Genomic DNA, 14,050 nt, shown 5'->3' with positions numbered 1-14,050 from the left:
ATTGCTTTCTCATTCCCAAATAGTGAATAACTTCAGTGAAAACGAGAGATTTAGTAAATTAGAGCGAATAATTGAGGAGTATAAATATAAATAGAATGATATCAAAATCGTTCATAAAATCTTCAGTTACCTACACCATTATTGGTGCGCTTCCTTTTGCTTCGAGCATTCTCCTGCTTCCATTTTACGGTAACAAAAATTTACTTAGTACTGACGATTTTGGTTTATTAGCCATTTTTATCATATTAAGCGAACTTGCCCGAATACTTTTTTCATTTTCCGCCGAAAGCTTTCTGGGTAATACATATATCCATTACCGAAACGACAAGAAGAACGAGAAAAAATTTTTAGGAACATCGTTTCTTTTTTTGATACTTTACGGATCCCTATTCACTTTCATTCTGAGCATTGCCGGTAATTTACTGTTTGGGTTATTTTACCCTGCAAAATCGATTGAATTTATGCCCTATGGGCTCATTTCTGTTATTACAGGTTTTTTCAATGGTGTTTTTAAAGCTTACACCAGCCACCTAATTTTCCGGGAAAAACCAAAGCCTTACTTTTGGTCCAATATTTTACATTTCACATTAATAATTGTGGTCTCTGTTGGGGGATTATACCTTTTCCCCCTATCGCTTGCCGGTCCCATTTGGGGTCGATTCACAGGCGCATTTGCCACTTTTATTTGGGCCACGGTTTTCTTTGTAAGACATGGGAACTTAAGCTGGGACCGCAACGTATTTAAACACCTTGTCAGGTATAGTGCACCTATTTACTTCCATAATATCCTGTACTGGATTATATCAAACATTGATAGGTATATTATTCTGGGTTTGCTAAACCAATCGTCAGTGGCTGTTTTCGATTTCGCTATAAAAATAACCTTAGCTATTGAATTTCTTCAGAATGGTCTATCTGCGGCAATTTTACCAAAAGTTTTTGAGCTTTGGAAGAATAAAAACAACGAATCCTCTGGTAGCATTGAGGTAAACAAGTATTTTCACGTTTTCACTCTCATCAACCTAATCTTAATACCGCTATATTTAATCCTAATCCCATACCTTGTTCCAGTAGTAGTAAATAACAGCGATTTATACCAATCGTTTCCGCTATTACCACTACTATTTGCTGGCATGGTAGCGAGAATTTGGTACTACGTACTTGTGGCTCCTGTTTACTACTTTCAGAAGACCACTATTCTCCCAAAAGTTTTTGTAGTAACTGCAGTTTTTCAAATTACTGCAACATATTTAATGGTAAATCTAAACGGTGTAAATGGAGCAGTTGTAGCTAATTTTATTACAAAGATTTTGCAGGTTTCACTTATGTTCTTTTTTGTCAAAGGGTTTTACCAATTTAGGGCAAATAAAGCCAAACTTCTATATTATCCATTAACCATAATTGTATTGCTAATTCTTGCTACACTTTTAGTTGGCCAATATAGTACGATTGTGGTTTACTCCTTGATTTTTATTTTTTCTGTAGCCTTTGCTTTCCACACTTATCGAAAAGAAATAAGCATCTCCTGGATTAAAGAGATGCTTACCAAATAAAGAAGTTATTGATAATTTTAGAATAAATCCACTGAGATATTCTGAATAAATGCAGTATAGGTGATTTCCCTACCAACCTTAGCTTCTGTTATAAGCATAAGTACTGGTAGTTCTTTACCGCTTTTAGTGAGAATGGTTATTTCCTTGCGTTGTCCAGTAATTTTTTCCTTATTGGGGTCAAGGTAGGCATCAAGGAATTCATCATTTTCGGCTGCATTATCGGGGAAAAGAATTCTTACACTTTGTCCAATCACCTGTTCGCGTTTAACCTCAAAAAGCTCTTCGGCTGCCTTGTTGAAGAACTGAACAATACCATCGTGGTCGGTGGTTATGATGGCGTCCAGAAAACCCTCCAGGGTTTTCTCGTTCCGTATTTTTACCTTTTCAATTTCTTTAAATTGGTTGCGCACCTCCTCCTTAGCCTCCCGTAGCTTTTTATTAAGCTCAACTTCATTCTGGCGCAATTGCTCTTCCTGTTTCTTAAGCTGTTCTGTTTGACGTTGAGTTTCGAACTCCATGTTTTTCTCACGGGTAATGTCGTTGGCAATTAGGACAACCTTTGCCACCTCTTCGTACATATCGTTAACAGCAGTAAAGGTACAACGGAACCAACGCTCATCGCCATTGCTAGTAAGCATTCGGAATTGTCCCTCATATGGAATTCCATGTATCACATCGTCCCATACGCGCTCAATATTCTTCCGTTCCGATGAAGGTACAAACTCAAAAATTGATTTTTCCTTAGCAGCATTAAGGTTATATGAAAGGGTGAGCAGGAACTTCTCATTAGCTTCGGTCAAATCGCCTGTAGGCGAGAATTCTGCTTTAATTGATGAACGGTTAAGTGCACTAATTTGCCCTTCGTAGTCAAGGCTCAACTTCTTTTGGTCAGTTGTGTCAATTCCAAGGAATAGGATCTTATCCACACCTCCGGCCTCATTTCGTACACAGGTGAATGTAGCAATTGTCCAAAGGTCGTTGCCATTGCGGGTAAGCAACTTCATATCTCCCTCAAAGTGTTTACCACCCTTGCTTAGTGTGCTCCAGATATCGTCGAACCACGTCCTATCCTTCTTGTTAATAAACATGGAGATATGCTTACCTTCAACCTCGCTGTTGGAGGAATACTCCAATTTCTGTAAAAACTTGGTGTTTGCATACAGCAATGTTCCATCCACATCGAAATCGGCACGAATCATGGTGTGGTTTACGGAGTTGGAGAAGCTGATAAACTTTGCCGACTGGCGGCTTGCCTCTTCCTGTGTGGCCTGGAGCTCTTCCATGTTCTGGCGCATCTGTTCCTCCTTAAGCGCTAACTCCTCGGCCTGCTCACGCGATTCCTTTAAAAGCTTTGCAGTTCGTATATTTATTTTAACAGTAGCAATAGTTGTTGCCACGCTCTCAGAAACCTTATCGATAAACTCCTCCTGGTACTTTTCAAATGGATTAAACGATGCTAGCTCTATGACACCATGAACCACATCGTTCATTTTAAGGGGGATAAGCATTAAAAATTTGGGATTAGCTTTACCAAGGCCACTTGTAATATTCAAATACCCATCAGGTACTTTTTTCAGGATGATTTTTTCCTTTTCCAGAGCACATGCCCCCACAAGACCATCGCCCCAGGGTATAACTCTATCGGCATACTTTCTACGCTCATAGGCGTAACAGGCGGTCATTCGGAAATGAATATCGGACTCATCGTCATCCTCTAAAAGGTAAAAGGCGGCCTGATTTGCCCCAACGTAATTTACTAAATTGCGGATAACCTGAAAGGTTAACTCCTCTATGTTATCGTTGTTCTGACGTAGAATTTCACCAAAGAGAGCCATACCCTCTGCGGCCCAGCGCCGCTGCTCGTCCTCCTTTTTTCTTTTCTCCTCTTCTAACCTGCTCTGGCGAATATCGTTTCGTAAGCTGACTATTGCCTTCCCTAGTGCATCGGTATCATCGGGGGTGTATTCGGCTTCAACATCACCTTCACGTAACTTTTCCACAAACCTGTAAAGCTTACGCTCCCTACTTATGTTCTCCTGTAAAGTGGTTTCAAAATCGTTTATTCTAACCGAAATTTTCTGGTAAACAAAAAAACCAACGGCGCCAAGAATGATAGGTAAAAAATCAAATATATAGAACAATGGTATAATGCGATGTAGGTCCAGAATGCCTCCTGGGGTTAATGCAAGGTCGTTGGTTAGCACACCTATAACATATGCAATGGCAAGAAATACAAGCCCTACGGTAAGTCCAAGGAGACTCCCTTGAACAATGTATTTCAATGAGTACTTAGATTTCATGTACGACTCAATTTTTGATGCTTAAAAATAAGCATTTTTTCAACTTATATGCAAATCTATTGATTCGAATTCAAATGAAATAATAATGTTATTATAAAAGAACTGGTTTATCAGCTTAATCGTGTTTTTACTCTTTGGATAATATGATTCGCAATATCCTGTAAAGGCAGTATGGTAGATGCTGCATCAAGTTTTACGGCCTCACGGGGCATGCCGTAAACCACGCACGATTTTTCGTCCTGTGCTATTGTGTAAGCACCAGCGTCCTTCATTTCAAGTAGTCCTTTTGCTCCATCGTCGCCCATGCCGGTCATAATTACACCTATTGCGTTTTGCCCAGCAAAACGAGCAACGCTTCGGAAAAGAACATCAACCGAGGGTCTATGCCTGTTAACCAGAGGGCCTTGAACCACCTCAACAAAGTATCGAGCACCACTTCGCTTTAAAAGCATATGGTAATTACCGGGTGCAATCAACGCTTGACCCGGCAGAACAGCATCGCCATTCTGTGCTTCCTTAACCGTGATCTTACAAATATCGTTTAGGCGATTGGCAAACGAGGTTGTAAATTTTTCGGGCATATGCTGAACAATAACAATTCCAGGGCAATCAACAGGCATTGCTTGTAAGAATGTTGCAATGGCCTCTGTTCCACCTGTAGAGGCTCCCACGGCAATAATTTTCTCGGTAGTTGTAAGGGGTGTAGATGAAACAACCTGTTTTGGGATAATAACATCGGCTGAAAGTTTTGGCTCAACAATAGGAGGTGTGAGAATTTTACGCCTTGCTATTCTACTGCGAGCGGCTGCTTTAATTGCATCGCAAATGATAACCTTTGACTCTTCGAGAAAAGCTTTGGTGTTAACCTGGGGTTTAGTGATCAATTCAACGGCTCCAAGTTCAAGGGCACGCATACCCATTTCAGTTGCCCTGCTTGTGAGGCTCGAAATTATTACAACCGGAATGGGGTGCTGTGTCATTATTTTACGAAGAAAGGTTAGCCCATCCATCCGGGGCATTTCAATATCGAGGGTTATTACGTCGGGGGTTACCTCAGCCATCTTACGGGCTGCAAAGTATGGGTCAGCAGCAGTTCCAATAACCTCCAGCTCAGAATCGGATGAGATGATCTCCATCAACGTTTGCCTCACTAATGCAGAATCGTCAACAATTAGCACTTTTATTCTATTCAGCATATCAGCCATTTACATCAACTTTAAAATTAAGGACAATAAAAATATTCTGCAATTTACTCGGTCTTTTTTGTACTAATACTTTTTACCTCGTTGGGGTTTAATGTCTTTTGAATAAACTTATGGCGAACCTCTCCTGTAGCGGTATTATATTCAATCTTTCTTCCCTGGTTACCACCTACACTTTTAGCTATTATTGGTATTCCGTGTTCAGCCAATAGTTCTAAGGCAATTGCAATGTTACGTTGACCGATATGGAAGTTGTCCAGATTTGTTTCAAGCACCTCGCCTCCCCCAAATACCTTGGCCTTAAGGTTTTCCTTTTTTGAGCCAAGTGAAACCATTCTTTCAATCAATCGCTCAATGGCAATGTTACCATACCTTGGGCTTGCAAGCCCCTGTCCATTCCACAATGGCAACATGTAATGGTTAATTCCACCTTGATTTAATACCGAATCGTAAAGGCATACTGCCACACATGAGCCCAGAATTGTGGTAACAACATGAGGCTCCTTATCGGCAAATAGCGATGCAGGGTATAGGTAATGTGACTTAAGGTGGTCCATCAACCGGCTTTAAAAAATTTCTGCATCCTGATCAAAAAACATCTCGTTAGCATCGGTTGCTAAATCGTCAACGTCAACATTGGGCTCGGGTATTGAAATAGTAAAACAAGCACCTTTCCCAAGTTCACTTTCTATTTCAATACTACCATTGAGCATATCAATAATGGCCTTGTTTACCGATAATCCTAATCCATGACCCCTGTTTAAGGAATTTATTCCAGTATCGAGCCTTTTAAACCTATCAAAGATTATTTTGTGGTTTTCCTTTGAGATACCAATACCATGATCCTTAACACAAATAGATAACTTGTTAACGCCTCTATTGGCAATTATCTCAATTACTCCACCCTCAAAGCTAAAGTTTACAGCATTGCTGAGCAAATTTGCTATGATCAGCTTCAGCTTTTCAGGGTCGGTTTTAAAAATTTTTGGATTAACCAAATTGGTGCTGCTGTTATAGGAATATTCAACCTTTAAGTTCTTCTTGCGTAGCTCATACTTAAACGATTCTATAACGCTTTCAAGCAGGTTGTTAACATCAACCTGCATGATCTCGGGTTGTATTTCGCCAGCCTCAATCTTGGCAGCCACAAAGATATTCCGGAGCTGAAAATCGAGGTTGAATGCCTCGGAGTGGATTAGAGCCACCATGGAGATAACCTTTTTCCAGTTCTCCTTATCAACTGAGAGTATTGCCTTGGAAAGTCCTATTATTGATGTAAATGGGTTAATAATCTCATTGGTGATGTTTGAAATAAAGTGCGATTTGAGGGCTTCGGACTCCTCTAGCTTCTTGTTTACTTGCTTTAGTTCGGCGTTTAGAACTTTCAGTTCATCAAGCGCTTTTTTATTGAGTTCAAACCTGCGCTGCAATTCAGCAAGTAGCTCATTATCGGTAAGTTCTTCAGGCTTTTTAGTCATAGCAGAATGTATTATACTTTCCTGTATATTGTTGGTTTAACCTGTTTAAGCGGAACATCCATATTTAGTATTGATTCTGAATGCCCAAGTATTAGGTAGCCATTGGGCTTAATACGTTGGCATAGCTTATTAATAACGGCTTCCTGTGTGTTCCTATCAAAGTAAATAAGTACGTTGCGGCAAAAAACAATATCAAATAAATCCTTTGTATCATAGCTGGAATCCATCAGGTTTAAACGTGCAAATGTTACCTTGGAGCGAACATGTGGTGCCATTTTGATGGTAGGGTTAGTTCTATCCTTGCTCCTTAGCATGTATTTCCGCTTAAGGGTTAACGGTACACCCTCAACCTTCTCCTCCTTATACACTGCATCTATCGCCGTTTGAAGAATTCTGGTTGAAATATCGGTTGCATATATGGTAAAGTTAAAACCTGGGTGCGACTCAGCGAATTCAAAAAGCACCATGGCAAGGGTGTAAGGTTCCTCACCACTTGAACAACCTGCGCTCCAAACCTTAAGCGTTCCTGACTTATTGGCTCTATAATATTCAGGCAGTAATTCTTCGGTTAAGAACTCAAAATGGGCTGGCTCACGGAAAAAATCAGTTTTGTTGGTGCTAACTACATCCAACATATGAATAATCTCGCTATCAAAGCCTTCGCGGCTGAAAAGGTAATCGATGTAAGCCTTAAAAGAGCCAATGTTTAAGTGCTTTAACCTCTTTTGAAGGCGGCATTGGAGCATTACCTTTTTTATAGGCGGTAGTTTAATGCCGCTCTCCTTGTAGATTAATGCGCTAAGACGTTTAAACTCATCGTCGGTAAGCTGTAGCTTGTAGTAATCCACAAACTCATTAGCCTGCATAAAATATTCAATTACTGTTGTGCATCGGTTCCCTCGGCAACTGACTGGTTGGAATCAACAATCGAGGTGATTTCATCTACTGAGAAAATGGCATCCATGTTAAGTATGATGATAAAACGTTCCTCAACCTTTGCCATGCCAATTATAAACTCAGATTTATAACGGCTGCCAAGGGTGGGCAATGGCATTATCTGGCTATTATCAATCTCCAGAACCGCCTGCACGGAATCGACAATGGCACCAACATGCACCGATTCGCCATCAACGTCAATATCCAGAACTATGATACAGGTGTTATTGGTGTACTCGGTTTCAGGCATTCCAAACTTGGTACGTGTATCAATTACAGGCAATACAGCCCCCCTAAGGTTAATAACACCTTTCAGGTAATCAGGTGCCTTAGGAACCTTTGTTATTGGAGTCATCTCCAAAATATTCAACACCTTGCTTACATGTGCAGCAAACTCCTCGTTACCTAGCTTGAAGGTAAGATATGATTTAATTTGATTTTTGTTCTCGGTATCCATTGTAAAACATTTTTGGTTGTTACTTACTTGTTGCAAACATTTTGATAATCTTATTGGTGTCCATTACAAGGGCAACTGTTCCGTCGCCTAGTATTGTCGCACCTGAGAAAATATCGTGGCTCTTGTAGTGTTTCCCTAAAGGTTTAAGTACTGCCTGGTATTCACCAATTACATAGTCAACCACTAGGCCAACCCTGTTGTCCTCAAAGTTTACTACTACAACCTGTTCTAGTTCCTCGTTACTTGGCTGCAGGTTAAACTCTTTCCGTAAGCTAAAGAATGGGATTTGAGTTCCATCGAGGGTTACAAGATTGTTGAAAGAGCTATAGATGCTTTCCTTGTCCACCGCATAAATCTTGTCGATTGATGAAAGAGGGATAACAAAAGGAGAACTATCAATGCTAACCAGCAAGCCATCGATAATTGAAAGGGTTAAGGGCAGTTTTATTGTAATAGTTGTTCCCTTGCCAACTTCCGATTCAACCTCAACCTCGCCTCTGATATCGGAAATTTTCTTTTTAACCACATCCATACCCACTCCCCTGCCCGACACATCGGTTACCTTTTTGGCTGTAGAGAATCCGGGCAAAAAGATAAGGTCAAGAATCTCCTTTTTGCTCATCTTTTTATCGGATGGTACCAAACCCTTTGAAATTGCCTTGGCATGTATGATCTCAGGATCAATACCAGCACCATCATCGCTAACCTGGATTATTACACTTGCCCCGGAGTAGAATGCTTTCAGGTGAATTTTTCCCTTTGCCGGCTTTCCGTTTGCAATACGAACCCGAGTATCCTCAATTCCATGATCCATGCTGTTCCTGATAATGTGCATCAGGGGGTCGGACAGGTTTTCGATGATGGTTTTATCAAGCTCCGTATCGGCTCCCTCTACAATGAAATCGACCTCCTTATGCAGTTCAGCCGATAAATCCCTGACAAGCCTCTGAAAACGACCAAAAAGGTTTTCAATGGGTATCAGAACGATACTGAAGGCAATATCGCGAAGCTGGCGGGTTAACTTGTGAACGTTTTCAACTATGGGCGCCAAACCTGGCACATTGGTTTGCTCGGCAAATAGGCTTAAACGGGCTTGTGTGGTCACTAGCTCTGACACAAGGTTCATTAGGTGGTCAAGCTTGTCGGACGACACGCGAATGCTTGCAGCCGCTTTGTCCTTTGTGGCTATTCGCTCTTTAGTGAACTGCTTTGCCTTTTCCTTATTGATTCGAGCAGCAGCTTTTGTTGCCAGGCGTTGTATGGTTACCAATCCAACATCCTTCTGAATCTCTGCCAATTGAGATACTTCTTCAACAAATAATTTGTCGGCTAGCAAGTTTTCCTCTGCCAACTTTTGTATTTCAAGCTTTGAATCGGTTTCAACAAAGATGAACACGTCATGAATGGCATTTACATCCTGGTCGGTTGTCAGCAACACTTCCCAGTAGGTATAGCAAAGGTTTGGGGTAATTTCCTTTATTCCAGGCAGCCTGTTGAAATGCGCAAAAACCTTGTGCTCACCTAATGAGCAAAGCTCATCAAGAAGGTAAAGGGGGTTTGTTCCGTTCTTAAAAATATTCTCATTGGGTTCAAAAAGAATGTAGTAGGTAGATAGTGATTCCGATTTTTCCTTACTTGTTTTAGTAATTTCGGCTTCTGTTTCAGCATTACTTGGGTTAATTATTCTGTTAATTTTCCCCATTAAGCCATTGTGAACCGTTTTAAAGTCGGGATCCTCATAGTTTTGCTCATCGAGCATCGCCTTGAGGTGATCCACCGATGAAAAGGTTATATTCAATATATCCTTGCTTACCTCGAGCTGTCCATTACGAATCATGTCGTAAATGGTCTCAAGGTTGTGCGTAAAGCTATCGATAAGGTCAAACCCAAACATGGCGCTGTTACCCTTAAGGGTGTGCATGACCCTAAAGACCTGTTGAATCAGAGCCTCATCGTTAGGGCTTTTTTCAAGCTCTAAAAGCGACACTTCAAGCTTATCAATTAGCTCCGCAGCTTCCTCTACAAACTTTTTCCTAAAGCTATCCATTACCTAATCACTTTATTGATTGCCGAAATTAGCTTAGCTGGAACAAACGGTTTAATAATCCACCCCGTAGCACCGGCATCTTTAGCTTCCATTTTTTTTGAGGTTTGCGATTCGGTAGTCAGAAATAGGATTGGAATACGTTCGTACTCCGGCATAGCCCTAATATGCTTAATAAGCTCAATGCCATCCATTTCAGGCATATGAAGATCGGTGATCACCAAATCGATTGTTTTACCGTCAAGGTGTTTTAAGGCATCTTTGCCATCAACACCAACAAGCACATTGTACCCTTCGTTCTCAAGGGTAAATCGAACAACTTCGCGAATACTATCGGAATCGTCTACAATTAGTATTGTTTTTGCCATAGTAACGGATAATTTATTTTGTTAATATTCTAATTTTATGCCTGAACGTTCAAGGATTGTGCTCTGGTCAGCAGTTAATTCAAACTTAACTGTCGATTTTATGCCTCGTTCTTTCATGGAGAAGTTAAAAGAGCGTACGAGTTGTATAAAGCCAAGGTCAATTACCTCAGCGTTTTTAATTAGCAAGTCAGCAGGTTTAGCCTCATTAAACAGCTTAATCAGTTCACTTTTGATATCACTGATATTATTAAGGCTTAAATCGCCACTCAGGATGACCAGCGATGAACCCTTCTGCCTTTCGATGGAAAAATTTTTTTCTTGCTTTGACATATTCTTGGTTTGTTTAAAAGAACTCAATGTTTGACTCATCCTGATCGGTTTCTGACAGGTCATCGAAACCCGCATTTCCTTTAATTACCATGTTGTGTATCCTATGTTCCGATTCCATGGTATATAGTCTTCGCATAAACTCCAAATCATCTCTATCAAACTGGCTCTCCTCCTTGCCAGTTAACGTGGAATATATGTGGTTTAGTAGTTTTATTACCTCAAGAATTTTAAGCTCAAAAACTTCATAGTACTTAACCTGGCTTACAGCCCTATGGATGATATCACCTAAATCATTACTAGCTTGCAGCTTTTCCCTGAGTAAAATGCTTACCTTCTCGTCACATTCAAGCAGGTTGCTAGCAATCTCCTTAAGGGTTGTTGGAATTGACTCCCATTCCTGCGATTTAGTATTTTCTGAAATTAACTCCGATAATCGCTCAATTTCAGTTATTTTGGATTCAAGGTGCATGTACAGCGTACCAATTTGGTTTCGGGAGGTAATTATGTCAAAGGTTACTGTTTCAATCTGTTGAATTAGATTCGACTGAAGCATTAGTTCCGGCTGTTTGATTCTTTTCAACAACAATTCGCCAAATCGGTTAGCCTCATCATCAATAGCAGAGGTTTCAACCATTAAGTTAACGTTATGCTTAATTGATTGAAGCAGATTGTTTACCCTTGCCAGTAACGAAAGAAATTTGCTAACAGGTAACGTAGTATTGGTAAGCTTATGTGCAACACTTGTAAAAGGTTGCTCCAAATCCGATTCCTGTATTCTTTTTAAATCCTTGCACTGGTTTAGTATGCTTTGCGCAATGTTTCCAATAATCTTGAACTTGTCAATTATCTGCTCAATGGCTCTTTGATACTCCTTGTTTGCCCTAACAAGTAGCGCCGACTGAATGTTAACAAGTTCTCCTATCTGATTTAAATAGTTTTTCTGCTCACTTTCATCTTCAGAGGATAGATTATTTAGTATTTCCTTATGCGATACCTGTACGTGTTCAATTTTTTGGCGAATAATATCGTGGTACTGGAGGTTAGTAATAATGCTGTCAATTGAATCGCGGAGTTTTGCGTTATTTTCTTGTAGTTTTGGTATATTGAGGCTAAGGTCTTGCTTTTTTTCAGAAAAAATTTGAATGGATTCGTTAATAATATCAATGGCAATCCCTATTTGTTGGTTGGCATTTCGCATGTTCTTTTTAACCCTATCAACACCTTCGCGTAAAAGTTTCATGTTGCCATGGAGCGACTTAGCAAGCTCAAGTTCAGCTAGCTTTGACTTGTTTACTAACCTGTTAAACTCAATAAAAAGTTCATCCTTTTCCTCGGTAACTTCAACTGAGTGGGACTCAATGCCTGTTATCTTAAGGTTGGCTAGTAAAAATTTGAGGGTTAGGAGATTTTGGTTAATGTTTTTGCTATGTAGGTCAATGGAATCGAGAATATCATAAACCTCATCAATGCTTTTTACAATGGAATCGGCGTATTTATTGGTTTCTTTTTTGGCCTGACTGAACTTTTTAAAAAGGAGCTTGAGGTTCAGTAACGATTCACTAGTATAGCTGGAAGCATATACGGTAAACACCTCTTCTGCATTTGCTGAAATTGAGGTTGACTTTGAGTATGCTTCCTTGAACCTTTCGTTAAGACCTAAAAAATCCTCAGCGGCGCAATTTAGTATCTCAACTATAAGACTATCAATTACAGCAAACTGTTCAGATATCTCCTTGAATTTTTTCATAATAATTTATGTTACAACCCAGCTAAAACCTCTTTCACCCTCTTAACCAGTAATGGTATATCAACTGGTTTTGGAAAGAATTCCTGTACTCCTAGCACTTCGCATTGATGACGGTAAAACTCAGTATTAGCAGCGGTTACTATGAAAACTGGAATGGTATTTACGCGCTCATTCTGCTTGATGGTTTTAAGAAAATCAATTCCAGTAATATTAGGCATAAGTAAATCCAAGAGAATTAGGCTTGGTGGTTCTCTATCAATCAGCCTATAGGCGTCAGCGGCATTGCTTACTGTTACCACCCTAATTCCCTCTTCGCCAAGCAGAGCTTCCACTAGTACCTGATTCGTAACCGAATCGTCAATTACTAGAACATATCCTTTAAAATCCATAGTATTTCTAAATCTTTTCAAATCTATAAAAACGAAACCACAGAACAACAAACCGTATGATGATATAAATTACCGGAACAAGTGATTTATATCACTTTTTTATTTGATAGAAATTATTTATCTTTAAGAGTGTTTAAATGAAATTATGGCCGATGTAATAACCATATCGTTTGAAAAGACATTTGAAAAATGCAAATTGCCTGTTAACCAGCTTCTAACAGCAGAACAGCAGGCTATCATTATGGATAGTATCAATATTGTAAACTATAACCGGAAGGATATTATTGTTAAACAGTTCTCGGCATCAAGCCATGTTTACTATATTATTAAAGGTATTATTAAGGTAAGTAGCGAACAAAGGAAAGGCAAGAATTTGGTCATGAAGATTGATACCACCGGAAGTTTAGTAGGCCTAATCTCGCTTCTTGGTGGTGATTCATACAATTTTACGGTAACAGCAATTGAAAATTGCACCTTGGCTCAAATCCCAATTTCTACACTGAAATCGGTTATGCTTCAAAATGCACAATTTGCTTTAGAAATTAGCCAGCTAATAAGCAGACACAGTTTATTTCTTATAAACAGGCTAGCCGGATTGCTTTACAAGCAGCTACCCGGCCGAGTAGCCGATTTGATTCTTTACTTTGCCGATGATATATTCTGCAACAACCAGTTTGAATTTCCCGTAAACAGAACAGAGCTAGCAGAGCTTTGTGGAACAACTAAAGAAAGTTTGATTAGAACCTTATCGGAATTTAACCACGATAGAATAATTGAACTGGAACGGAATAGAATCAGAATTATTAGTTACGATATATTAAAAACATTGAGCAGATTCGGTTAACGTAATAAAAGTAAAAATATATGCCAAAAATTCTTATTGTCGATGACATTTTTGTTAACAGGCTTCTTCTAAAAGAAGTGATGAAAAACTTAAATGTCACTTGCCTTGAGGCCCAAAACGGTAAGGAAGCTATTGATATTATTACTAAGGAGAAAGTTGACCTGGTTTTCATGGACATTGAAATGCCTGTGATGAATGGGCTGGAAACCACCAAGTACGTTCGAGAAAAACTACCTTCGCCCAAAAAGTACACCCCCATTGTAGCGTTAACCGCACATAATCCGGCAAACTTTTTTGAAGATTTCAGGGATGCTGGCTTTGATTTTCTGATGACTAAACCATACTCTATTGAAAAAATTAAACAGGCCATTGAAAAGGTTCTAACTCCCACATAAAAAGGTA

The 14,050-nt window shown here is 39.6% G+C and carries 14 protein-coding genes; 3 read left to right on the top strand and 11 right to left on the bottom strand.

What is annotated here, in order from left to right; translation table 11 throughout:
• Positions 1 to 95: 95 nt before the first annotated feature.
• Positions 96 to 1,553 (top strand): lipopolysaccharide biosynthesis protein, encoded by a 1,458-nt coding sequence (locus WHS63_RS00645; RefSeq protein ID WP_445203436.1) that lies wholly within the window; start codon positions 96 to 98, stop codon positions 1,551 to 1,553.
• Between the two features lie 17 nt (positions 1,554 to 1,570).
• Here WHS63_RS00645 and WHS63_RS00640 read toward each other — a convergent pair whose 3' ends face one another.
• The 11 genes from WHS63_RS00640 to WHS63_RS00590 all read right to left on the bottom strand — a co-directional run bounded on the left by WHS63_RS00640 (position 1,571) and on the right by WHS63_RS00590 (position 12,804).
• Positions 1,571 to 3,853: a PAS domain S-box protein gene (locus tag WHS63_RS00640; protein WP_445203435.1), complete on the bottom strand. Its 2,283-nt coding sequence runs from the start codon at positions 3,851 to 3,853 to the stop codon at positions 1,571 to 1,573.
• 110 nt (positions 3,854 to 3,963) lie between these two features.
• Entirely contained in the window at positions 3,964 to 5,049 is a 1,086-nt protein-coding gene (locus WHS63_RS00635; protein WP_445203434.1) for a protein-glutamate methylesterase/protein-glutamine glutaminase, read from the bottom strand.
• Between the two features lie 53 nt (positions 5,050 to 5,102).
• Complete coding sequence (locus WHS63_RS00630; protein ID WP_445203433.1) at positions 5,103 to 5,612, bottom strand: chemotaxis protein CheD; 510 nt, start codon at positions 5,610 to 5,612, stop codon at positions 5,103 to 5,105.
• Between the two features lie 9 nt (positions 5,613 to 5,621).
• Positions 5,622 to 6,533 carry a sensor histidine kinase gene (locus WHS63_RS00625; protein ID WP_445203432.1) on the bottom strand — a complete coding sequence of 304 codons (912 nt, stop codon included), beginning with the start codon at positions 6,531 to 6,533 and terminating at the stop codon, positions 5,622 to 5,624.
• An 11-nt stretch (positions 6,534 to 6,544) separates the two neighbouring features.
• Positions 6,545 to 7,399 carry a CheR family methyltransferase gene (locus tag WHS63_RS00620; RefSeq protein ID WP_445203431.1) on the bottom strand — a complete coding sequence of 285 codons (855 nt, stop codon included), beginning with the start codon at positions 7,397 to 7,399 and terminating at the stop codon, positions 6,545 to 6,547.
• An 11-nt stretch (positions 7,400 to 7,410) separates the two neighbouring features.
• Positions 7,411 to 7,926, bottom strand: coding sequence for a chemotaxis protein CheW (locus tag WHS63_RS00615; RefSeq protein ID WP_445203430.1), 516 nt, complete (start codon positions 7,924 to 7,926; stop codon positions 7,411 to 7,413).
• 19 nt (positions 7,927 to 7,945) lie between these two features.
• Positions 7,946 to 9,973, bottom strand: a complete 2,028-nt coding sequence (locus WHS63_RS00610; RefSeq protein WP_445203429.1) for a chemotaxis protein CheA — start codon at positions 9,971 to 9,973, stop codon at positions 7,946 to 7,948.
• A complete protein-coding gene (locus WHS63_RS00605) occupies positions 9,973 to 10,338 on the bottom strand; it encodes a response regulator (protein ID WP_369488415.1) in 366 nt (121 codons plus the stop codon). The genes WHS63_RS00610 and WHS63_RS00605 overlap by 1 nt, the downstream gene beginning before the upstream one ends.
• A 21-nt stretch (positions 10,339 to 10,359) precedes the next feature.
• Positions 10,360 to 10,668, bottom strand: a complete 309-nt coding sequence (locus WHS63_RS00600; RefSeq protein WP_445203428.1) for a hypothetical protein — start codon at positions 10,666 to 10,668, stop codon at positions 10,360 to 10,362.
• Between the two features lie 13 nt (positions 10,669 to 10,681).
• Positions 10,682 to 12,415 (bottom strand): hypothetical protein, encoded by a 1,734-nt coding sequence (locus WHS63_RS00595; protein ID WP_445203427.1) that lies wholly within the window; start codon positions 12,413 to 12,415, stop codon positions 10,682 to 10,684.
• A gap of 11 nt (positions 12,416 to 12,426) precedes the next feature.
• A complete protein-coding gene (locus tag WHS63_RS00590) occupies positions 12,427 to 12,804 on the bottom strand; it encodes a response regulator (protein WP_445203426.1) in 378 nt (125 codons plus the stop codon).
• Between the two features lie 145 nt (positions 12,805 to 12,949).
• On the opposite strand from WHS63_RS00590, the gene WHS63_RS00585 reads away from it, so the two are divergent.
• Both WHS63_RS00585 and WHS63_RS00580 read left to right on the top strand, forming a co-directional pair.
• Positions 12,950 to 13,648: a Crp/Fnr family transcriptional regulator gene (locus WHS63_RS00585; protein ID WP_445203425.1), complete on the top strand. Its 699-nt coding sequence runs from the start codon at positions 12,950 to 12,952 to the stop codon at positions 13,646 to 13,648.
• Between the two features lie 20 nt (positions 13,649 to 13,668).
• Positions 13,669 to 14,043, top strand: coding sequence for a response regulator (locus WHS63_RS00580; RefSeq protein WP_369488410.1), 375 nt, complete (start codon positions 13,669 to 13,671; stop codon positions 14,041 to 14,043).
• Positions 14,044 to 14,050 lie beyond the last annotated feature (7 nt).

It is taken from the genome of Tenuifilum sp. (assembly GCF_037481895.1).
GTDB classification, from domain to species: Bacteria; Bacteroidota; Bacteroidia; order Bacteroidales; family Tenuifilaceae; genus Tenuifilum; species Tenuifilum osseticum.
The sequence above is the reverse complement of the archived record's forward strand: the minus strand, read 5'-3'. Positions and strand labels throughout refer to the sequence as shown.